This is a genomic window from Streptomyces sp. Rer75 (assembly GCF_013414305.1).
Taxonomy (GTDB): Bacteria; Actinomycetota; Actinomycetes; order Streptomycetales; family Streptomycetaceae; genus Streptomyces; species Streptomyces himastatinicus.
The window spans coordinates 3,780,893-3,805,547 of the sequence record NZ_CP058693.1; the positions used below are offsets into that span (position 1 = coordinate 3,780,893).

1 protein-coding gene is annotated in these 24,655 nt (G+C 73.6%); it reads right to left on the minus strand.

From position 1 onward, the window contains the following. Positions 1-9 precede the first annotated feature (9 nt). Positions 10-24,438: a type I polyketide synthase gene (locus tag HYQ63_RS15640; protein ID WP_257231878.1), complete on the minus strand. Its 24,429-nt coding sequence runs from the start codon at positions 24,436-24,438 to the stop codon at positions 10-12. Positions 24,439-24,655 lie beyond the last annotated feature (217 nt).

A 24,655-nucleotide genomic window follows, 5' to 3' on the forward strand; every position in this document is an offset into this window, starting at 1 on the left:
GTCATCACGTCAGGACCTTCCGAATTCATTGTTGATGAGGTCGAAGATGTCTTCGGCCGAGGCGGATTCGATATCGAGGTCATCGTCGTCGGTACCGTCCGCGCCCGTCTCGTTCTCCGACTCGTGCCATGTCCGCAGCAGCGCTTCGAGGCGCGCCGTGACCCGCTCGCGTTCCGCCTTGTCGTCGGGAACGTGGGAGAGGGTGAATTCCAGCTTGTCGATTTCCGCGAGGGCCGGGAGTTCCGGTGTGGTGTCCTCGCCCAGGATTTCCGCGCGCAGTTCGCCCGCGAGCACGCCGGGCGTGGGGTGGTCGAAGACCAGGGTGGCGGTGAGCTGGAGCCCGGTCGCGGCGTTCAGCCGGTTGCGGAGTTCGACGGCGGTGAGGGAGTCGAAGCCCAGCTCCTTGAAGGCCCGGCCCGCCTCGATGGCCGTGGTGTCGTCGTGTCCGAGGACGGCGGCGACCTCGGTGCGTACGAGGTCGAGCAGCACGCGGTCGGCCTCGGGGCCGGTGAGCCCCGCCAGTTGCTCCCGCAGCGCCTCCGCCGGGTCGTCGCCTCCGCCGTCCTCGGTCGTTTCCGCCGCCGTGACGGCGTTGCGGACCTCGGGCAGATCGGCGATGAGCGGACGGGGGCGGGCCGCGGTGAAGGCAGGCGCGAAGCGGTCCCAGTCGACGTCGGCGACGGTGATCGTGGTCTCGCTGCCGTCCAGCGCCTGCTGGAGGGCGGCGATGGCGGAGTGCGGGGCCATGACCGGCAGTCCGCGGCGGCGCAGCTGTTCGGCCGCCTCGTCGTCGGCGACGAGCCCGCCGTCCGCCCACGGGCCCCAGGCCACGGAGGTGGCGGCGGCGCCACGGGCGCGGCGCTGTTCGGCGAGCGCGTCCAAGTGCGCGTTGGCGGCGGCGTACGCACCCTGGCCACCGCTGCCCCACACCCCGGCGATGGAGGAGAAGAGCACGAAGGCGTCGAGGTCGGTGTCGCCGAGCAGCGCGTCCAGGTGGGTGGCGCCCGCCACCTTCGCGGCGACCACGTCGGCGACGTCGGCCGGTGTGGTGTCCGCGAGCGGCGCGAACTGCCCGGCGCCCGCCGTGTGCACGACGGCGGTGAGCGGGTGGTCCGGGTGTTCGTCCCAGATCCGGGCCAGCAGCCCGGCCACCGCCTCCCGGTCGGTGACGTCGCAGGCGGCGACGGTCACCTGGGCGCCCAGCGCGGTCAGTTCGCCGGTGAGCTGGTCGACGCCGGGGGCGTCGGGGCCGCGGCGGCTGGTGAGCACCAGATGCTCGGCGCCGCCCGCCGCCAGCCAGCGGGCCACATGGGCGCCCAGCGCCCCGGTGCCGCCGGTGACCAGGACCGTTCCGCGGGGCCGCCACGGCTCGCCCGCGGCCGTGGCGCGCTCGGCGTGGGCGAGGCGGCGGGCCAGCACTCCGGCCGTACGGATCGCGAACTGGTCCTCGTGCGCGTCCCCGTGTCCGCCGAGCACGCCCGCCAGCCGGTCGGCGGCGCGTTCGTCGAGGGTCGCGGGCAGGTCGGCCAGGGTTGCGGGCAGGTCGACCAGGCCGCCCCAGCGCTCGGGGTGCTCCAGGGCGACCACCCGGCCCAGGCCCCACACCTGCGCCTGTGCGGCGCTGCGCGGGGGCTCCGAGGCGGCGGTGGACACCGCGCCGGTCGTGGCGCACCACAGCGGGGCGTCCACGCCCGCGTCCCCGAGCGCCTGCACCAGCACACCGGTGCGCAGCAGCCCGGTGGGCGCGGCGCCGTGTGCGGGGTGCGGGTGTTCGTCCAGGGCGAGCAGGGACAGCACCCCGTGGACGGGGTCACCGGCCGCGGCCTGGCGGATGCGGTCGGCGAGGGCGCCCCGGTCGAGGTCCCGGCCATGGTCCCGGCCCTGGCTCAGGGTGATGCGCCGGAGGTCGGCACCGCGCTCGGCCAGCGCGTCGAGGAGGGTCCGTACGGTGTCGGCGTGGCCGTCGGGTTCGGCGACCAGCCACACCCCCGGGGCCGCGGCGAGGCGCGGCTCCTCCAGCGGCTTCCAGCTGATGCGGTAGCGCCAGCCCTCGATGGCGGACTGCTCGCGCTCGCGGCGCCGCCACGCGGACAGGGCCGGGAGCAGCGCGCTCAGCGGCTGGTCCACGTCGATTCCCGCCGTTTCCGCCAGCGCGCCGAGGTCGTCGCTCTCGACGGCCGCCCAGAACCGCTCACCGGCCGCGTCGGCAGCCGGGACGGGCTGGCCGGGCGTGTGCCGCGGGGTGCCGTCGAGCCAGTAGTGGCGCCGCTGGAACGCGTACGTCGGCAGGTCGACGCGCTGTGCGCCGGTCCCGGCGAACAGCGCCTCCCAGTCCAGCGCCACGCCCCGGACGTGCAGGGTGGCGAGGGCGCCGGCCAGGGTCTCCGGCTCGGGACGCCCGGCGCGCAGCACCGGAACGAAGGCCACGTCGTCCGGGCCGTCGTCGGTGACGCAGTCCTGCGCCATGGCGGACAGCACACCGTCGGGGCCGAGTTCGACGTACGTGGTGACGCCCTGGGCCTCCAGGGCGCGGATGCCGTCGAGGAAGCGCACGGACTGGCGTACGTGGCGCACCCAGTAGTCGGAGCCCATGCCCAGCTCGTCGGTCACCGGCTGCCCGGTAACCGTCGAGAGGACCGGGATGCGCGGAGCGCCGTACGTGAGGCCCTCGGCGACCTTGCGGAAACCGGCGAGCATGTCGTCCATGTGCGGGGAGTGGAAGGCGTGGCTGACGGTGAGCCGCTTGGTCTTACGGCCCTGCGCCTCGAACGACGCCGCGATCTCCACGGCCGCGTCCTCGTCGCCCGCGATGACGACCGACGTGGGCCCGTTGACCGCGGCGATGCTCACGCACTCGGTGAGCAGCGGCGCCACCTCGTCCTCCGACGCCTGCACCGCGACCATCGCGCCACCGGCCGGAAGCTCCTGCATCAACCGCCCACGAGCGGCCACCAGCTTCGCCGCATCCGGGAGCGAGAGCACGCCCGCCACATGGGCGGCGGCCAGTTCGCCGATGGAGTGCCCGGCGAGGACGTCGGGCCGCAGCCCGGCGGCCTCGGCCAGCCGGAACAGCGCCACCTCGACCGCGAACAGGGCGGGCTGGGTGAACGCCGTCCGGTCCAGCGACTCCTTGTCGGCGCCGAACAGCACGTCGTACAGCGGCCGTTCGAGGTGCCGGTCCAGCTCGGCGCAGACCGCGTCCAACGCCTCCGCGAACACCGGGCTGGCCTCGTACAGCTCGCGGCCCATGTCGAGCCGCTGGCTGCCCTGCCCGGTGAAGAGCACGGCCGTACGGCCTTCGGCGGGCGAGCCCTGGACGAGCTGCGCGGCCGACTCGCCGCGCGCGAGGGCCGCCAGGCCCGCGAGCAGCCGGTCCCGGTCGGGCCCGAGGACCACCGCGCGGTGGTCGAGTGCGGACCTGGTGGTGGCCAGGGAGTACGCCACGTCCACGGCGTCGAGCGCCGGGTCGGCGGCGACGTGGGCGCGCAGCCGTTCGGCCTGCTCGCGCAGCGCGTCGCCGCTCTTGGCCGACAGCGGCCAGGCGAGCACGTCCGGCCGTACGACGGGACGCCGCGGCTCGCCGTCGACCGCCTCGTCGTGCTCCGGGGCCTGCTCCAGCACCGTGTGGGCGTTGGTGCCGCTGAAGCCGAACGAGGACACGCCCGCGCGGCGCGGACGGCCGGTCTCCGGCCATGCCTGCTCTCGGGTGAGCAGCGACACCGCGCCCGCCGACCAGTCGACGTGCGGCGACGGCTCGTCCACGTGGAGCGTCTGCGGCAGCACCCCGTGGCGCATGGCGAGCACCATCTTGATGATGCCCGCGACACCGGCCGCGGCCTGGGTGTGGCCGATGTTGGACTTGATGGCGCCCAGCCACAGCGGCCGCTCCGGGTCCCGCTCCTGACCGTAGGTGGCGAGCAGCGCCTGCGCCTCGATCGGGTCGCCGAGCCGGGTGCCGGTGCCGTGCGCCTCGACCGCGTCCACCTCGGCGGCGGCCAGTCCGGCACCGGCCAGCGCCTGCCGGATGACGCGCTGCTGGGCGGGGCCGTTGGGCGCCGTCAGACCGTTGCTCGCACCGTCCTGGTTGATGGCCGAGCCGCGGACGACGGCGAGCACCGGGTGGCCGTTGCGCCGCGCGTCCGACAGCCGCTCGACCAGCAGCATGCCGACGCCCTCGCCCCAGCCGGTGCCGTCCGCACCGGCCGCGAACGCCTTGCAGCGGCCATCGGCGGCGAGGCCACGCTGACGGCTGAACTCGATGTACGCGCCGGGGCTCGACATGACCGTCACACCGCCCGCGAGCGCGAGCGAACACTCGCCCTGCCGCAGCGCCTGGATCGCCCAGTGCAGCGCCACCAGCGAGGAGGAGCAGGCCGTGTCGACGGTGACCGCCGGGCCCTCCAGACCGAAGGTGTACGCGAGCCGGCCGGACACCACGCTCGCCGCGTTGCCCGTGCCGAGGTAGCCCTCGACGCCCTCCGGGACCGTGTGCAGGGAGGCGTCGTAGTCCTGCCCGTTGGATCCGACGAAGACACCGGCCGAGGTGCCGCGCAGCGTGGCCGGGTCGATGCCCGCCCGCTCGAACGCCTCCCAGGAGGTTTCCAGCAGCAGCCGCTGCTGCGGGTCCATGGCGAGCGCCTCACGCGGCGAGATCCCGAAGAACGCGGCGTCGAACCGGCCCGCGTCGTACAGGAAGCCACCCTCGCGGGCGTAGAAGGTGCCGCGCTTGTCGGGGTCCGGATCGTACAGCGCGTCCAGGTCCCAGCCGCGGTCGGCCGGGAACCCGGCGATCGCGTCCCCGCCCGCCGTCAGCAGCTGCCACAGCTCCTCGGGGGTGGTGACACCTCCGGGGAAACGGCAGCTCATCGCGACGATCGCGATCGGGTCGTCGTCGGTGGCCACGCGTGCGGTGGTGTCGACCGCTGCCGATGCGGTGGTGGCGGGCTCGGAGTCCACGAGTTCGGCCCGCAGATAGCCCGCCAGCGCGGTGGCCGTCGGGTAGTCGAAGACCAGCGTCGCGGGCAGCTTGACGCCGCTCGCGGCACCGAGGCGGTTGCGCAGCTCGACGGCGGTGAGCGAGTCGAAGCCCAGCTCTCCGAAGGCCCGTTCGGCGCCGACCGACTCGGTGCCGTCGTGGCCGAGGACCGCGGCCACGTGCGTACGGACCAGGTCCAGCAGCAGCCGGTCCCGCTCGGCCTCGCCCAGCCCGGCCAGCCGCGCGGCGAGCCCGCCATCGGGAGACGCGCCGCCGGTGTCCTGCCGCGGCTCCGCCACGTCCGCGAAGTCCGCGATGAGGCGGCTCGGCCGTACGGCGGTGAAGTCCGGCGCGAACCGGGCCCAGTCGATGTCCGCGACGGCCACCGCCGCATCGTCCAGGTCCAGCGCCCGCTGAAGGGCGGCCATCGCCCGCTCGGCGTCCATCGGCGGCATACCGCCACGGCGCAGCCGCTGCTCCAGCGCATCGTCCGCCGCCATGCCGCCCTCGGCCCACGGGCCCCAGGCGATCGAGGTGGCGGGCAGGCCCTCGGCGCGCCGACGCTCGGCGAGCGCGTCCAGGTAGGCGTTGGCGGCGGCGTAGTTGCCCTGGCCCGCGGCGCCGAACGTGCCGCTGATCGAGGAGAACAGGACGAACGCGGACAGGTCCAGCTCGCGCGTCAGCTCGTCCAGATGCGCCGCGGCGGCCACCTTGGCGCGCAGCACGGTCGTGAACCGCTCGGGAGTGAGCGCGTCGAGCACGCCGTCGTCCAGCACGCCCGCCGTGTGCACGACGCCGGTCAGCGGCAGCTCGTCCGGAAGCCCGGCCAGCAGCTGCGCGAGCGCGTCCCGGTCGGCCGCGTCGCAGGCGGCCACGGTCACCCGGGCGCCGGAGGCGGCGAGTTCGTCGCGCAGCTCGGCGGCGCCGGGGGCGTCCAGGCCACGGCGGCTGGTGAGCACCACGTGCTCGGCGCCGTTCGCCACCAGCCAGCGGGCCACCCGTGCGCCCAGCGCGCCCGTACCGCCCGTGACCAGTACGGACCCCGCGCCCGGCGTCCAGGAGCCACCGGGCGACGTGGGCGCCGAGGCCCGCACGAGGCGGCGCCCGAACACGCCCGACGCACGCACCGCGACCTGATCCTCGCCACCGGTCCCGGACCCGGCCAGTACCTCTGCCAGCCGCCCCGCCGCGCGCTCATCGGCCGCGGCGGGAAGGTCGACCAGACCGCCCCAGCGCTCGGGCAGCTCCAGCGCCGCGACCAGGCCCAGCCCCCACAGCTGCGCCTGATCCGGGCTGACCGCCCCGTCCGAACGGCCCACCGCGACCGCGCCCCGCGTGGCCACCCACAGCGGCGCGCCAATGCCCGCGTCACCCAGGGCCTGCGTCAGTGCGGCGGTACGCAGCAGCGCGTCACCCTCGGCGAGGGCCAGCAGGGACACCACACCGGTCACGGTGTCGTCGCCGATGGCCGCGGTCAGGTGTGCGGCCACCGCGGCGCGGTCGGCGTCGGCGGTCAGCTCGACCCGCGTCGTGCCGACGCCGCGGTCGTTCAGCATCCGTACGACACCGTCGGCCCACGCGGTTCCGGCTTCCCCGGTTGCCTCGGCTGGCACGACCACCAGCCAACGGCCGCTCAGCGGCGCGGCGGTGGAACGGTCGGACACCGGCTTCCACGCCACCCGGTAGCGCCAGCCGTCGACCGTCGAACGCTCCGCCTGCTGCCGCCGCCACGACGACAGCGCGGGCAGTAGGGTCTCCAACGCCCCGTTGTCCTCGCCGCCCAGGTCGAGCGTGGTGGCGAGCGCATCGAGGTCTTCCCGCTCCACGGCCTCCCAGAAGCGGGCGTCCACCGCGTCCTGGGCCGTGGCGGCGGGCGTTGTGGCCACGTCCAGCCAGTAGCGGCGGCGCTGGAAGGCGTACGTCGGAAGCTCCACGCGCCGCGCGCCGGTCCCGGCGTAGAACGCCGCCCAGTCGGGCGCGCTCTGGCGCACCCGCACCCCGGCGAGGGCACCGGTCAGCGTCTCGGCCTCGGGGCGGTCCTTGCGGAGGGCGGAGAGGAAGGCGACGGCGCCGTCTTCGGTGAGGCAGTCCTGCCCCATGCCGGACAGCACACCGTCGGGGCCCAGTTCGAGATACGTGGTGACCCCCTGGGCCTCCAGGGTGCGGATGCCGTCGAGGAAGCGGACGGCCTCGCGGACGTGGCGCACCCAGAAGTCGGGCGTCGTGATCTCCTCGGCGGAGACGACGTCCCCGGTCAGGTTGGAGACGATCGGGACGCGCGGAGCCCCGTACGAAAGCCCCTCGGCCACCTCGCGGAACGCGTCCAGCATCCCGTCCATCCGGGGCGAGTGGAACGCGTGGCTCACCGCGAGCCGCTTCGTCTTACGCCCCTGCGCCTCGAAGGACGCGGCGATCTGTACGGCGTCATCCTCGTCACCCGCGATGACCACGGACGTGGGTCCGTTGAGGGCGGCAATGCTCACCCTGTCGGTCAGCAGCGGCGCCACCTCGTCCTCCGACGCCTGCAACGCGATCATCGCGCCACCGGCCGGAAGCTCCTGCATCAGCCGCCCACGCGCGGCCACCAGCTTCGCCGCATCCGCGAGCGACAGCACACCCGCCACATGCGCGGCAGCCAGCTCACCGATCGAGTGGCCCGACAGGAAGTCCGCACGCAGACCCCACGCCTCGACCAGCCGGAACAGCGCCACCTCGACCGCGAACAGCGCGGGCTGGGTAAACGCCGTCTGGTCCAAGACCTCCGCATCGTCCCCGAACAGCACCGTCTTCAGCGGCTGTTCAAGGTGCGCGTCCAGCGCGTCGCACACCGCATCCAGCGCCTCCGCGAACACCGGATAGGCGTCATACAGCTCACGGCCCATCCCCAGCCGCTGGCTGCCCTGCCCCGTGAACAGGAAGGCGAGCTTCCCGGCGACCGGCGAGCCCTGGACCACACCCGGGGCCGGTTCACCGGCGGCCAGGGCCGCCAGACCGCGCAGGAAGCCCTCGCGGTCCCGCGCCACGAGCACCGCACGGTCCTCGAAGGCGGTGCGGCCGGTGGCCAGGGTGTAGCCGATGTCGGCGAGGTCGGTCTCGCCGGCGACGCTCAGCCGGTCGCGCAGGCGGCGGGCCTGGTCGCGCAGTGCCTCCTGGCCCATGGCCGACAGCGGCCACGGCAGCACACGGCCCGGGACGTCCGGCTCAGATGCCTCGGCCGGGGCCTCGATCGCCGGGGCCTGCTCGATGATGGTGTGCGCGTTGGTGCCACTGATGCCGAACGACGACACACCCGCCCGGCGCGGACGGCCATCCGTCTCCGGCCACTCCCGCGCCTCCGTCAGCAGCGAGACCGCGCCCTCGGCCCAATCGACGTTCGGGGACGGCGCGTCGACATGGAGGGTCTGCGGCAGCACACCGTGCCGCATGGCCATCACCATCTTGATGATGCCCGCGACACCCGCCGCCGCCTGGGTGTGGCCGATGTTGGACTTGATGGAGCCCAGCCACAGCGGCTGGTCCTCGGACCGCTCGCGGCCGTACGTGGCGAGCAGTGCCTGCGCCTCGATCGGGTCGCCCAGCGTCGTACCGGTGCCGTGTGCCTCCACGGCGTCCACCTCTGCGGCGGACAGACCCGCACCGGCCAGCGCCTGGCGGATGACACGCTGCTGCGAGGGACCGTTGGGCGCCGTCAGGCCGTTCGACGCACCGTCCTGGTTGATCGCGCTGCCGCGCACGGTGGCAAGAACCGGATGGCCATTGCGACGCGCGTCCGACAGCCGCTCCACGAGCAGCATGCCCGCGCCCTCGGCCCAGCCCGTACCGTCCGCGCCCGCCGCGAACGACTTGCAGCGGCCATCGGTGGCGAGGCCGCGCTGACGGCTGAAGTCCACGAACGTCTCGGGCGTGGCCATGATCGCCACACCGCCGGCGAGCGCCATGGTGCACTCCCCCGCGCGCAGCGCCTGGATCGCCCAGTGCAGCGCGACCAGCGACGACGAGCACGCGGTGTCGACGGTGACGGCCGGGCCCTCCAGGCCGAAGGTGTAGGCGACCCGGCCGGACGCGATGCTGCCCGCGTTGCCGGTCCCGACGTAGCCCTCGACGCCCTCCGGAATGCCGTCCAGGCCGGTGACGTAGTCGTGGTACATGACGCCCGCGAACACACCGGTCCGGCTGCCGCGCACGGTTGACGGGTCGATGCCCGCCCGCTCGAACGCCTCCCACGACGTCTCCAGCAGCAACCGCTGCTGCGGATCCATGGCAAGGGCCTCGCGCGGCGAGATCCCGAAGAACGCCGGGTCGAAGTCCGCGGCGTCGTGCAGGAAGCCGCCCTCGCGGGTGTACGAGGTGCCCGCGTGGTCGGGGTCCGGGTGGTACAGCCCGTCCAGGTCCCAGCCGCGGTCGACGGGGAAGCCGGAGATGCCGTCGCCGCCCGCGGCGACGAGGTCCCACAGCTCCTCGGGCGTGCTCACACCGCCCGGGTAGCGGCAGCTCATGCCGACGATGACGATCGGGTCGTCGTCCACCGCCGACGCCACGCCCGCGCCCCCGGTGGCGACGGGCGCCACGGCGCTCTGCTCGGCCTCTTCGGCTCCGAGCAGTTCGTCCCGCAGATAACCGGCGAGGGCGGTCGGGGTCGGGTAGTCGAAGACGAGCGTGGCCGGGAGGCGCAGTCCGGTCACGGTCTTGAGGTCGTTGCGGAGTTCGACGGCGGTGAGCGAGTCGAAGCCCAGCTCCTTGAACGCCCGCCCGGGCTCGATCGCGTCGGCCCCGCCGTGCCCGAGCACCGCGGCGACTCGCCCGCACACCAACTCCAGCAGCTCACGGTCCTGTTCGGGCCGCGCGAGCCCGGCCAGCCGCCGTACGAGCGTGGCACCGTCGGCGGTGGCGGTGGCCGCGGTGGCGGCCCGCCGCACCGGGGTCCGCACCAGACCGCGGAACAGGGCCGGTACGGTGCCGGTCGCCGTGGCCTCGGCGCGCAGCCCGGCGTAGTCGAGCCGCATCGGGAACAGCACGGCGGCCGAGCCGTCGGCGTGTGCCGCGTCGAAGAGCGCCAGGCCCTCGTCGGCGGGTATCGGGGCGACGCCGCCGCGCGCGATGCGGCGCAGGTCGACGTCGTCGAGGCCGCTGCCCATGCCCGCGCCGGACCACAGCCCCCAGCCCAGCGCCGTGGCCGGAAGCCCCTGGGCAGCGCGGTGCTGGGCGAGCGCCTCCAGGAAGGAGTTGGCGGCGGCGTAACTCGCCTGCCCCGGCGCGCCGAACACGGCCGCGGCGCCGGAGAACAGCACGAACGCCGACAGGTCGTGTCCGCGGGTCAGCTCGTGCAGGTTCAGCGCCGCGTCCACCTTGGGGCGCAGGACGCCCGCCACGCGCTCGGGCGTCAGCGAGCCGATGATCCCGTCGTCCAGGACACCCGCGGTGTGCACGACGGCGCTCAGCGGATGCTCGGCCGGGATCCCGGCCAGCGTCGCGGCGAGCGCTTCGCGGTCGGCCACGTCGCAGGCCGCCCAGGTCACGGTGGCACCGGCCGCCGTGAGGTCGGCGGTCAGCGCGTCGGCGCCATCGGCGTCGGCGCCACGGCGGCTGACCAGCAGCAGGTGCCGTACGCCATGGGCCGAGACGAGGTGGCGGGCGAAGAGGCCACCGAGGGTGCCGGAGGCGCCGGTGAGCAGCACGGTGCCGTGCGCGTCGAAGGACGGGTCATTTGCCGAAGTGGCGACCGGCATCCGGGACAGCCGCGGCGCGAGCGCCACTCCCCCGCGCAGCGCCACCTCGGGCTCGTCCAGGGCGAGCGCGGCGGAGACCGTACGGTACGAGTATTGCTGGCCGTCCACGTCGAGCAGCACCAGGCGGGACGGGTTCTCCGACTGCGCGGAGCGGAAGAGCCCGCGCACGGCGGCCTGCGGCAGCTGTGCAACGCCCGTCCCCGGCTCGGTCTCCACCGCGCCCCGGGTCAGCAGCACGAGCCGCGACTCGGTGAACCGCTCGTCGGCCAGCCACGACTGGAGCTGGGCCAGCATGTCCTGGGTGGCGGTGTGCACGGCGGCCGCGTCGTCGCCGTCGCCATCGCCATGACCGCCGATGAACACCGTGTCGGGCGCGGGCGCCCCCGCGTCGACGGCCTGACGCAGCGCCGCCAGATCGCGGTACGCGGTGAGCCGCACTCCGGGCCCGAACGCGTCCTGCGGGAGGGTCCCGGCGCCGAGCACCGCCCAGCTGCTCCCCGTGTCCCTGCCCGTCGTGGGCGCCGGAACCGCCGTCCAGTCCAGCCGGAACAGCGCTTCGTGCAGCCCGCCCGACGCCGCGCGCACCTGGTCGGCGGAGGCGGCCCGCAGCGCCACGGACTCGACCGTGGCGACCGGCCGTCCCGTGCCGTCGGCCACCAGCAGCGAGACGGTGTCCCGCGACTGCTCGGTCACCCGCACCCGGAGCACATCGGCCCCGGCCGCGAGCAGCTGGACGCCGTTCCACGCGAACGGCAGCAGCGCGCCCTCGGCCAGCGCCGCCTCCCGGTCGGGGCTGTCGAGGCCGATGACGTGCAGCGCGGCGTCGAGCAGCGCGGGGTGCAACCCGAACCGGCCCGCTTCGGCACCCGCCGTCAGAGCGGTGTCCTCGGGGAGCGCGACGTCGGCGTACAGGTCGTCGCCGAGCCGCCAGGCGCCCTTCAGCCCCTGGAACACCGGCCCGTACCCGAGGCCCGCCCCGGCCAGGTCCTCGTACAGCCCGTCGACCGCGACGGGCGTGGCACCCTGCGGCGGCCACACGGCCAGCTCGTCGGGGGCCGCGGTCCGGCCGCCGACCATCAGCACACCGGTGGCGTGACGCGTCCACGGCTCGGTGCCGAGCGCGTCCTGCCTGCGCGAGTGGAGGCTGAAGGCGCGGGCGCCGGACCCGTCCGGCCCGTCCACGACGAGCTGCACCCGCACCCCGGTGTGCTCCGGCAGCACGAGCGGGGCTTCGAGGGTCAGTTCGTCCAGCCGCTCGCAGCCGACCTGGGCACCGGCGGCGCTCGCCAGCTCCACGAAGGCCGTACCGGGCAGCAGCACGGTGCCCATGACGGCGTGGTCGGCCAGCCACGGATGGGTGCGCGTGGACAGCACACCCGTGAGCAGCAGGCCATCCGCGTCCGCGAGCGCCACGGCGGCACCCAGCAGCGGATGGTCGATGTCCCCGAGCCCGATCGACTCGGGGTCGCCCGCCGCCACGGCCGCGGCGCTGGGCCAGTAGCGCTGGCGCTGGAAGGGGTACGTCGGCAACTCGGCCGGGTCGATGCGGGTGGCGGCTGCGCCGAAGACGGCGTCCCAGTCCAGCGGTACGCCACGGACGTACGCACGGGCGACGGCGCTCGTCAGCGCGTCGGCCTCGGGGCGGTCCTTTCGGCAGACGGAGACGAACGCCGCCTCCTCACCGGACACGCACTCCTGCGCCATGGCGGTGAGGACACCGTCCGGGCCCAGCTCGACGTACGTCGTGACGCCCTGCGCTTCGAGGGTGCGGATGCCGTCAAGGAAGCGGACCGCCTCGCGGACGTGGCGCACCCAGAAGTCGGGGCTGGTGATCTCCTCGGCCGACACCACGGCACCGGTCAGGTTCGACACGATCGGGATGCGCGGAGCCTCGTACGACAGCCCCTGCGCCACCTCGCGGAACGCGTCCAGCATCCCGTCCATGCGCGGCGAGTGGAAGGCGTGGCTGACCGTGAGCCGCTTGGTCTTACGACCCTGCGCCTCGAAGGACGCCGCGATCTCCAGAGCCGCGTCCTCATCACCCGCGATGACCACGGACGTGGGGCCATTGAGGGCGGCAATGCTCACCCGCTCGGTCAGCAGCGGCGCCACCTCGTCCTCCGACGCCTGCACCGCGACCATCGCGCCACCGGCCGGAAGCTCCTGCATCAGACGGCCACGCGCCGCCACCAACTTCGCCGCATCCGCGAGCGACAGCACACCTGCCACATGCGCAGCGGCCAGCTCACCGATCGAGTGCCCGGACAGGAAGTCCGGCGTCACGCCCCACGCCTCGACCAGCCGGAACAACGCCACCTCAACCGCGAACAACGCAGGCTGAGTGAACGCCGTCTGGTCCAGCACCGAGGCATCATCCCCGAACAGCACATCCCGCAGCGGCCGCTCAAGGTGCAGATCCAGATGCGCACACACCTCATCCAGCGCATCCGCGAACACCGGATAGGCGTCATACAGCTCACGCCCCATCCCCAGCCGCTGGCTGCCCTGCCCGGTGAACAGGAACGCCACCTTGCCGTCCGCCACCGAGCCCTCGACCAGGCCCGGTGCGGACTCGCCCCGCGCCAGCGCGTCGAGCGTCCGCAGCAGCTCACCGCGGTCGCTGACGGTCAGCACCGCGCGCCGCTCCAGGGCGGCGCGGCCGACGGCCAGGGCGTGGGCGACGGCGAGCGGCGCCGCATCGGGCCGCGTCTCGACGTAGGCGCGCAACCGCGCGGCCTGCTCCCGCAGCGCCTCGGGGCTCTTGGCCGACAGCGCGAACGGCAGCGTCTCCAGAGCACGGGGCTCGGATACCTCGGGCGACGGGGCCTCGATCGCGGGTGCCTGCTCGATGATGGTGTGCGCGTTGGTGCCACTGATGCCGAACGAGGACACCGCGGCCCGGCGCGGACGGCCGTCTGTCTCCGGCCACTCCCGCGTCTCGCTCAGCAGCGCGACCGCGCCCGCCGACCAGTCCACGTGCGGCGACGGCGCGTCCACGTGGAGCGTCTGCGGCAGCACGCCATGGCGCATGGCGAGGACCATCTTCATCACGCCCGCGACACCCGCGGCCGCCTGCGTGTGCCCGATGTTGGACTTGATGGAGCCCAGCCACAGCGGCTGGTCCTCGGACCGGTCGCGGCCGTACGTGGCGAGCAGCGCCTGCGCCTCGATCGGGTCGCCCAGCGTGGTCCCCGTACCGTGCGCCTCGACCGCGTCCACGTCGCCAGCCGACAGTCCGGCGCTGGTCAGCGCCTGCCGGATCACCCGCTGCTGCGACGGACCGTTGGGCGCCGTCAGACCGTTCGACGCGCCGTCCTGGTTGACGGCCGAGCCGCGCACGGTGGCGAGGACCGGATGGCCGTTGCGGCGCGCGTCCGACAGCCGCTCCACGAGCAGCATGCCGACACCCTCGCCCCAGCCGGTGCCATCCGCACCGGCCGCGAACGCCTTGATACGACCGTCCGCCGCCAGCCCGCGCTGACGGCTGAAGTCGATGAAGTTCTCGGGGGTGGACATCACCGTGACGCCGCCCGCGAGCGCCATCGAGCATTCGCCCTGACGCAGCGCCTGCACCGCCAGATGCAGCGCCACCAGCGAGGACGAGCACGCCGTGTCGACCGTGACCGCCGGGCCTTCGAGCCCGAAGGTGTACGAGATCCGCCCGGACACCACGCTCGCCGCGTTGCCCGTACCCAGGTGGCCTTCGAGCCCCTCGGGCGCCGCCATCAGCAGCGACAGATAGTCCTGGCCGTTGGTACCGGCGAACACGCCGACCTGCTGACCGCGCAGCGCCGTCGGGTCGATGCCCGCGCGCTCGAACGCCTCCCACGACGTCTCCAGCAGCAACCGCTGCTGCGGATCCATCGCCAGCGCCTCACGCGGCGAAATACCGAAGAACGACGCGTCGAAGTCGGCGACGTCGTACAGGAAGCCGCCCTCGCGCGTGTACGAGGTGCCCTGACGGTCCGGATCCGGGTCGTACAGCCCCGCCAGGTCCCAGCCACGGTCGGCCGGGAACTCCGCGATCGCGTCCCCGCCCGCCGTCAGCAGCTGCCACAGCTCCTCCGGCGTCCGCACCCCACCCGGGAAACGGCAGCTCATCGCCACGATCGCGATCGGATCGTCGGCCACCGCGAGCTGCGGTGTGGCGGTGCCGCCGGTCGTCGTCGCGTCGGCGCCCAGCAGTTCGGTCCGCAGGTGGTCGGCCAGCGCGGTGGCGTTGGGGTAGTCGTAGATGAGAGTGGCGGGCAGCCGCAGGCCGGTGGCCGCGTTCAGCCGGTTGCGGAGTTCGACGGCGGTGAGCGAGTCGAAACCCAGCTCCTTGAAGGCGCGTCCCGCCACGACGGCCTCGGCCCCGCCGTGCCCCAGCACCGCCGCGACCTGCGTACGGACCAGCTCCAGCACCGTCTGAGCGCGCTCGGTCTCGGTCAGGCCGGACAGCCGCTCCGCCAGCGTGCCGGTCCCGGCCCCGGTGGCGGTCGGGCGTTCGGCGGCGGCCGGTGCGGGCCGCGCCACGGGCAGCTCGCCGAACAGCGCGCTGGGCCGTACGGCGGTGAACTCCGCGAGGAAACGGTCCCAGTCGATGTCCGCGACGGTCACGGCCGTGTCGTCCTGGTCGAGCGCCTGCTGAAGGGCGGTCAGCGCCAACTCCGGCGCCATCGGCGGCACTCCGTCGCGACGCATACGCCGCTCCAGCGCATCGTCCGCCGCCATGCCACCGTCGGCCCACGGGCCCCACGCGATCGACGTCGCGGGCAGCCCCTCGGCACGCCGCCGCTCGGCCAGCGCATCCAGATAGGCGTTGGCCGCCGCGTAGTTGCCCTGACCGGGCGCGCCGACCGTCGCGGCGAGGGAGGAGAAGAGGACGAACGCGGAAAGATCCAGGTCGCGGGTCAGCTCGTGGAGGTTCTGCGCGGACGCGGCCTTGGCACGCAGCACCCGCTCCATGCGCTCGGCGTCCAGCCCGTCCACAACGCCGTCGTCCAGCACACCGGCGGTGTGGATGACAGCGGTCAGCGGCAACTCGTCCGGCAGCGACGCCAGCAACCCCGCCAGCGCATCCCGATCGGCCACATCACACGCCGCCACCGTCACCCGGGCACCCGACGCCGACAGCTCATCCCGCAGCTCGACCGCACCCGGAGCGTCCGGACCACGACGGCTGCTCAACACCACATGCTCGGCGCCACTCGCCACCAGCCAGCGCGCCACCCGTGCGCCCAGCGCACCCGTACCACCCGTGACCAGCACCGACCCACCACCGGGCCGCCACGAACCACCCGACGACACGGACCCCGAGGCCCGAACCAGCCGACGCCCGAAGACCCCCGACGCCCGCACCGCGACCTGATCCTCACCACCGGCACCGGCGCTGGCCAGCACCCCCGCCAGCCGCGCAAGCGCACGCTCATCCACCGACTCCGGCAGATCAACCAGCCCGCCCCACCGCTCCGGCAACTCCAACGCCGCCACCCGACCCAGACCCCACACCAACGCCTGGTCCGGGCACACCGCGCCATCCGAACGCCCCACCGACACCGCACCACGCGTCGCCACCCACAACGGCGCACCCACACCCGCATCGCCCAACGCCTGCGTCAGCACGGCCGTACGCAGGAGACCGGCGTCACCCTCGACCGCCAGCAGCGAGACCACACCCGCGACCGAAGCGCCCACGACGGCCGCACGCAGCTGCTCGGCCACCGCGCCCCGCTCATCCCCGGCACCCAGCTCGACCTGGCGCACATCGACGCCACGCTCGGCCAGCATCCGCACCACACCCGCGGACCACACACCCCCGGCCTCACCAGCCGGAACCACCACCACCCAACAACCACCCGGCACCCCGGCCGACCGATCCCTCACCGGCCGCCACGACACCCCATAACGCCAACCATCCGCGGTCGCCCGGGCAGACTCCTGCCGCCGCCACGACGACAACGCGGGCAGCACCTCACCCAACGACAGCCCCGGATCCACCTCCAACTCCGCAGCCAGCGCAGCCACATCCCCACGCTCCACCACATCCCAGAACCGCCCGTCAACGGCAGTCCGCGGCGCGGCATCCGGGGCGGTCGGCGCCTCCTCCAGCCAGAACCGCTCGCGCTGGAAGGCGTACGTGGGCAGCTCGACCCGGCGGACACCGGTGCCCGCGAAGTACGCCGTCCAGTCCGGAGCCAGGCCACCGACGTGCAGTCGGGCGAGGGCGGTGGTCACCGACTCGCTCTCGGCGCGCCCCTTGCGCAGAGAAGGAATGCAGCCGGCGGCGTCGGTGTCGAGAAGACAGTCCTGCGCCATGGCGGTGAGCACACCGTCGGGGCCCAGCTCGACGTACGTCGTAACGCCCTGAGCCTCCAGGACACGCACACCGTCGAGGAAGCGCACGGCCTCACGGACATGCCGCACCCAGAAGTCGGCGCTGGCGATCTCCTCGGCGGAGACGACATCGCCGGTCAGGTTGGAGACGATCGGGATACGCGGAGCCTCGTACGACAGCCCCTCCGCGACCTCACGGAACGCCTCCAGCATCCCGTCCATACGCGGCGAGTGGAAGGCGTGGCTGACCGTGAGCCGCTTGGTCTTCCGACCCTGCGCCTCAAACGATGCCGCGACCTCAACAACAGCGTCCTCGTCACCCGCGATGACCACGGAGGCGGGCCCGTTCACCGCGGCGATGCTCACGCGCCCGCCGAGCAGCGGCGCCACCTCGTCCTCCGACGCCTGCACCGCGACCATCGCGCCACCGGCCGGAAGCTCCTGCATCAACCGCCCACGCGCCGCCACCAGCGCGGCGGCGTCCTCCAGCGACAACACCCCCGCCACATGCGCAGCAGCCAGCTCACCGATCGAATGCCCCGACAGGAAGTCCGGCGTCACACCCCACGCCTCGACCAGCCGGAACAACGCCACCTCAACCGCGAACAACGCAGGCTGAGTGAACGCCGTCTGGTCCAGCACCGAGGCATCATCCCCGAACAGCACATCCCGCAGCGGCCGCTCAAGGTGCAGATCCAGATGCGCACACACCTCATCCAGCGCCTCCGCGAACACCGGGTAGGCGTCGTACAGCTCACGGCCCATCCCGAGCCGCTGGCTGCCCTGCCCCGTGAGCAGGAACGCCACCTTGCCGTCGCCCGCCGCGCCCTCGACCAGGCCGGGCACGGTCTCGCCGAGAGCGAGAGCGTCCAGGCCCGCGAGGAACTCCTCACGGTCGGCGGTGACGAGCGCCGCGCGCTGCTCCAGCGCGGTGCGGCTGGTGGCGAGCGAGAAGGCGAGATCGGCCGGGCCGAGGTCGGGGCGGGCCCGGAGGTGGGCGGCCAGCTGTGCGGCCTGGGCGCGCAGCGCCTGCGCGTCCTTCGCCGACAGCAGCCACGGCAGCGTCTCGAGGGCACGCGGCCCGGACACCTCGGACGACGGGGCCTCGACCGCCGGGGCCTGCTCGATGATGGTGTGCGCGTTGGTGCCGCTGAGCCCGAACGACGACACCGCGGCCCGGCGCGGACGGCCCGTCTCCGGCCACTCCCGCGTCTCGCTCAGCAGCGCGACCGCGCCCGACGCCCAGTCCACGTGCGGCGACGGCTCATCCACATGCAGCGTCTGCGGCAGCACGCCATGGCGCATGGCGAGGACCATCTTCATCACGCCCGCGACACCGGCCGCCGCCTGCGTGTGCCCGATGTTGGACTTGATGGAACCCAGCCACAGCGGCTGGTCCCCGGACCGGTCACGGCCGTACGTGGCGAGCAGCGCCTGCGCCTCGATCGGGTCGCCCAGCGTCGTCCCCGTACCGTGCGCCTCCACGGCGTCCACATCGCCGGCCGACAGACCCGCACCGGCCAGCGCCTGCCGGATCACCCGCTGCTGCGACGGGCCGTTGGGCGCCGTCAGGCCATTGCTCGCACCGTCCTGGTTGATCGCGCTGCCCCGTACCACCGCCAACACCGGGTGGCCGTTGCGGCGCGCGTCCGACAGCCGCTCCACGAGCAGCATGCCGACGCCCTCGCCCCAACCGGTGCCATCCGCACCGGCCGCGAACGCCTTGATACGACCGTCCGCCGCCAGCCCGCGCTGACGGCTGAAGTCCACGAACGCCTCCGGCGTGGACATCACCGTCACACCACCGGCGAGCGCCATCGAGCACTCACCACTCCGCAGCGCCTGCACGGCCATGTGCAGGGCGACCAGCGACGACGAGCATGCCGTGTCGACCGTGACCGCCGGGCCTTCCAGCCCGAAGGTGTACGAGATCCGCCCGGACACCACGCTCGCCGCGTTGCCCGTGCCCAAGTGGCCTTCGAGCCCCTCGGGCGGGGTGGAGACGAGCCCGGCGTAGTCCTGCCCGTTGGTTCCCGCGAAGACGCCGGTGCGGCTGCCGCGCAGCGCCACCGGGTCGATGCCCGCCCGCTCGAACGCCTCCCACGACGTCTCCAGCAGCAACCGCTGCTGCGGATCCATCGCCAGCGCCTCACGCGGCGAAATACCGAAGAACGACGCGTCGAAGTCCGCGACGTCGTACAGGAAGCCGCCCTCGCGCGTGTACGAGGTGCCCTGACGGTCCGGATCCGGGTCGTACAGCCCCGCCAAATCCCAGCCACGATCGGCCGGGAACTCCGCAATCGCGTCCCCGCCCGCCGTCAGCAGCTGCCACAGCTCCTCCGGCGTCCGCACCCCACCCGGGAAACGGCAGCTCATCGCCACGATCGCGATCGGATCGTCATCGACGGCCACGGCAACATCGCCGCCTTGGACGGTGGCGGCCCGGGTGCCGATCAGCTCCGCGTGCAGATGCTGGGCCAACGCGGTCGCCGACGGGTAGTCGTAGATGAGCGTGGCGGGCAGCCGCAGATCGGTCGCGGCGCCGAGCCGGTTACGGAGTTCGACGGCGGCGAGCGAGTCGAAGCCCAGCTCCTTGAACGCACGCCCCGCCTCGACGGCCTCGGCCCCGTCATGTCCCAGCACCGCCGCGACGTGCGTACGCACCAGGTCCAGCAGCGCGCGGTCCTGCTCGGCCCGCGGGAGACCGCTGAGCCGCTCCGCCAGGGGAGAGGCGGCGTCGGCGTCGGTGATCACGCGCCCGGTGTCCGGGCCGTTCGCGGACTGCGGTGCGGCGGTCTCCGGCAGGTCGGCGATCAGCGGGCTCGGCCGTACGGCGGTGAGGGTGGCGACGAAGCGGTCCCAGTCGACGTCCGCGACCGTCACGGCCGTGTCGTCGTGGTCGAGCGCCTGCTGAAGGGCGGCCAGCGCCAACTCCGGCGCCATCGGCGGCAGGCCCTCGCGACGCATACGCCGCTCCAGCGCATCGTCCGCCGCCATGCCACCGTCGGCCCATGGCCCCCACGCGATCGACGTCGCGGGCAGCCCCTCGGCACGTCGTCGCTCGGCCAGCGCGTCCAGGTAGGCGTTGGCCGCCGCGTAGTTGCCCTGCCCGGCCGCGCCCACCGATCCGGTGATCGAGGAGAAGAGCACGAACGCCGAAAGGTCCAGGTCACGCGTCAGCTCGTCCAGGTGGTGCGCGGCGTCGACCTTCGCGCGGAGCACCGAGGCGAACCGCTCGGGGGTGAGCGAGTCCAGTACGCCGTCGTCCAGCACACCGGCGGTGTGGATGACGGCAGTGAGCGGCAGCTCGTCCGGCAGCGACGCCAGCAGCTCCGCCAGCGCATCCCGATCGGCCACATCACACGCCGCCACCGTCACCCGGGCACCCGACGCCGACAGCTCATCCCGCAGCTCGGCCGCACCCGGAGCGTCCGGACCACGACGGCTGCTCAACACCACATGCTCGGCGCCACTCGCCACCAGCCAACGGGCCACCCGTGCGCCCAGCGCACCCGTACCACCCGTGACCAGCACCGACCCACCACCGGGCCGCCACGAACCACCCGACGACACGGACCCCGAGGCCCGAACCAGCCGACGCCCGAAGACCCCCGACGCCCGCACCGCGACCTGATCCTCACCACCGGCACCGGCGCTGGCCAGCACCCCGGCCAGCCGCGCAAGCGCACGCTCATCCACCGACTCCGGCAGATCAACCAGCCCGCCCCACCGCTCCGGCAACTCCAACGCCGCCACCCGACCCAGACCCCACACCAACGCCTGGTCCGGGCACACCGCGCCATCCGAACGCCCCACCGACACCGCACCACGCGTCGCCACCCACAACGGCGCACCCACACCCGCATCACCCAACGCCTGCGTCAACGCAGCCGTCCCCAGCACCCCATCAACGTCCCCGAGGGCCAGCAGCGACACCACACCCGTCACCGCCACGTCGCCGACCGCCGCGCGCAGCCGCTCGGCCACCGCGCCCCGCTCATCCCCGGCACCCAGCTCGACCTGACGCACATCGACGCCGCGCTCGGCCAGCATCCGCACCACACCCGCGGACCACACACCCCCGACCTCACCAGCCGGAACCACCACCACCCAACAACCACCCGGCACCCCGGCCGACCGATCCCTCACCGGCCGCCACGACACCCCATAACGCCAACCATCCACCGCCGAACGCACGGCCTCCTGCCGCCGCCACGACGACAACGCAGGCAACACCTCACCCAACGACAGCCCCGGATCCACCTCCAACTCCGCAGCCAGCGCCGCCACATCCCCACGCTCCACCACATCCCAGAACCGCCCATCATCCGCACCGCCCGGCGTGGCGGGGGCCGTGGCGACGGGGGCGTTGAGCCAGTAGCTCTGCCGCTGGAAGGCGTAGGTGGGCAGGTCGACGGTCGTCGCGCCGGTACGGGCGTACGGGGCGGCCCAGTCGACCTTCTTGCCCCGTACGTACGCCAGGGCCAGGGCCGCGGTGAAGGTCTCGGCCTCCGGGCGGGAGGCGCGCAGCGCAGACCCGTACCGCGCACTGTCGGCGTCGGGCAGGCAGTCCTGCGCCATGGCGGTGAGCACGGCGTCGGGGCCGAGTTCCAGGAAGGTGGTGGCGCCCTTGGCGGCCAGGGTGTGGACGCCGTCGAGGAAGCGCACCGCGTCGCGGACGTGGCGTACCCAGTACTCGGGCGAGCAGAGCTCCTCGGCGGTGGCGAGCCGCCCGGTGACGGTGGAGACGACGGGGATGCGCGGCGGCGCGTACTCCAGCACCTGGGCGACGCGCCGGAATTCGGCGAGCATGCCGTCCATGAGCGGGGAGTGGAAGGCGTGGCTGACCGTGAGCCGCTTCGTCTTACGACCCTGCGCCTCAAACGACGCCGCGATCTCGACAGCGGCGTCCTCATCACCCGAGATGACGACCGACGCCGGTCCGTTCACCGCGGCGATGCTCACGCGCTCGCTGAGCAGCGGCGTCGCCTCGTCCTCCGACGCCTGCACCGCGACCATCGCGCCACCGGCCGGAAGCTCCTGCATCAACCGCCCACGCGCCGCCACCAGCGCGGCGGCGTCCTCCAGCGACAGCACCCCCGCCACATGCGCGGCGGCCAGCTCGCCGATCGAGTGGCCGGCGAGCAGGTCGGGGCGCAGCCCCCAGGATTCGACGAGGCGGTAGAGCGCGACCTCGATGGCGAACAGGGCGGGCTGGGTGTAGTCGGTGCGGTCGAGGAGGGCCGCCTCGGGCGAGCCCTCCTCGGCGAAGAGCACGTCGAGGAGCGGGTGTTCCAGCTGCTCTTCGAGGTACCAGCAGGCGTCGTCGAGGGCTTCGGCGAAGACGGGGTACGTGGCGTACAGCTCGCGGCCCATGCCGAGGCGCTGGCTGCCCTGCCCGGTGAACAGCAGGGCGAGCTTCCCGGCGGCGGGGGCGCCCTGGAGGACGGACGGTGTGTCGCCGCCCGCGGCCAGGGTGCGCAGCGCGGCGAGGGCGCCGTCGCGGCCGTCGGCGAGGACCACGGCGCGCTGTTCGAAGGTGGCGCGGGTGGTGGCCAGGGAGTGGCCGATGTCGGTGAGGGCGAGGCCGGGGTGGGCCTCCAGGTGGTGCCGCAGTCGTTCGGCCTGGGCGCGGAGGGCGTCGGTGGTCTTGGCCGACAGGATCCAGGGCAGTACGGCGGGGGCGGGGGCGGGGTCCTCGGTGGCCTGCTCGGCGTCCTCATCGGCGGCGGGCGGCTGCTCGATGATGGCGTGGGCGTTGGTGCCGCTCATGCCGAACGAGGACACACCCGCCCGGCGCGGGCGGCCGGTCTCCGGCCACTCCCGTGCCTGCGTCAGCAGTTCGATGTCGCCCGCGGTCCAGTCGACGTGCGGGGTGGGCTGGTCGATGTGCAGGCTGCGCGGCAGTTCGCCGTGGCGCATCGCCATGACCATCTTGATGATGCCGCCGACACCGGCCGCGGACTGGGTGTGGCCGATGTTCGACTTGAGCGACCCGAGCAGCAAAGGCCGGTCCGGGTCCCGCTCCTGGCCGTAGGTGGCGAGCAGCGCCTGCGCCTCGATCGGGTCGCCCAGCGTGGTCCCCGTACCGTGCGCCTCCACGGCGTCCACGTCGGCGGCCGACAGACCCGCACCGGCGAGCGCCTGGCGGATGACGCGCTGCTGGGCGGGGCCGCTGGGAGCGGTGAGGCCGTTGCTGGCGCCGTCCTGGTTGATGGCGGTGGAGCGCACCACGGCCAGCACCCGGTGGCCGTTGCGCCGCGCGTCGGACAGCCGCTCGACGAGCAGCATGCCGACGCCCTCGCCCCAGGCGGTGCCGTCGGCGGCGGCGGCGAACGGCTTGCAGCGGCCGTCGGGCGCGAGGCCGCGCTGGCGGCTGAAGGCGATGAAGGAGCCGGGGTTGGCCATGACGGCGACGCCGCCCGCGAGGGCGAGCGGGCATTCCCCGTTGCGGAGGGCCTGGACGGCGAGGTGGAGCGCCACCAGCGAGGAGGAGCACGCGGTGTCGACGGTGACGGTGGGGCCCTCGAAGCCGAAGGTGTAGGCGATACGGCCGGAGGCGACGCTCGCGGCGTTGCCGGTGACCAGGTAGCCCTCGAAGCCCTGTTCGGCCTCGTGCAGCCGGGGGCCGTAGTCCTGCGTCTCGGCGCCGACGAACACTCCGGCCCGGCCGCCGCGGAGCGCCGCGGGGTCGATACCGGCGCGTTCGAACGCCTCCCAGGAGGTCTCCAGCAGCAGCCGCTGCTGCGGATCCATGGCGAGGGCCTCGCGCGGCGAAATACCGAAGAACGCCGGATCGAACTCATCGGCGTCATGCAGGAATCCGCCCTCGCGGGCATAGCTGCTGCCCGCCTTGTCCGGGTCGGGGTCGTAAAGCCCGGCGAGATCCCAGCCCCGGGTCACCGGGAATTCGGAGATGACGTCTTTTCCGTCGGCGACGATATCCCACAGCTCTTCGGGCGAGCCGATCGAGCCGGGAAATCGGCAGCTCATTCCGATGATGGCGATGGGCTCGTCATCGGCGATGGGGCCATGCGGCGTCACATCTGACGGCAGGTCCTCACCCGTGTCCGCGCCGAGGAGTTCGGTCCGCAGATGGCGGGCGAGGTCGGCGGGGGTGGGGTGGTCGAAGGCGAGGGTGACGGGCAGGCGCAGTCCGGTGGCGGCGGTCAGCCGGGCGTGCAGGTCGACGGTGGCGAGGGAGTCGAAGCCCAGGTCGAGGAAGGGCCGCTGGGGGTCGAGGACATCGGGCGCCTTGTCCTTGAGGGCCTGGGAGACGACCTCGCCGACCCATGCGGTGAGGGCCTCGGCGCGCTCGGCCTCGGGCAGTTCGGAGAGCTGTGTCCGCCACGGGGAGGCTCCGCGGGAAGCTCCGTCGGGGCCGCTCCCCCGCTTTTCGGTGTGCTCGTGCGTGAAATCCACGGACTCACTCACCATCGCGCGCCCCATTACCCTCGCAGACATAAACCAAACCGTAGGTCAGCCTTACACAGGGCGGTGCGGCAAGAAACCCCTTCAAACCCCCTATGGCCCCCTACCGTGCCCGGGGAGCCCCTTATCCACTGCGCGCCACACAATGGCCGCGTTTAATTAACCAGAGTGCACGAGAATTCCGGTGGCGACAAGGAACTCGCAAAAA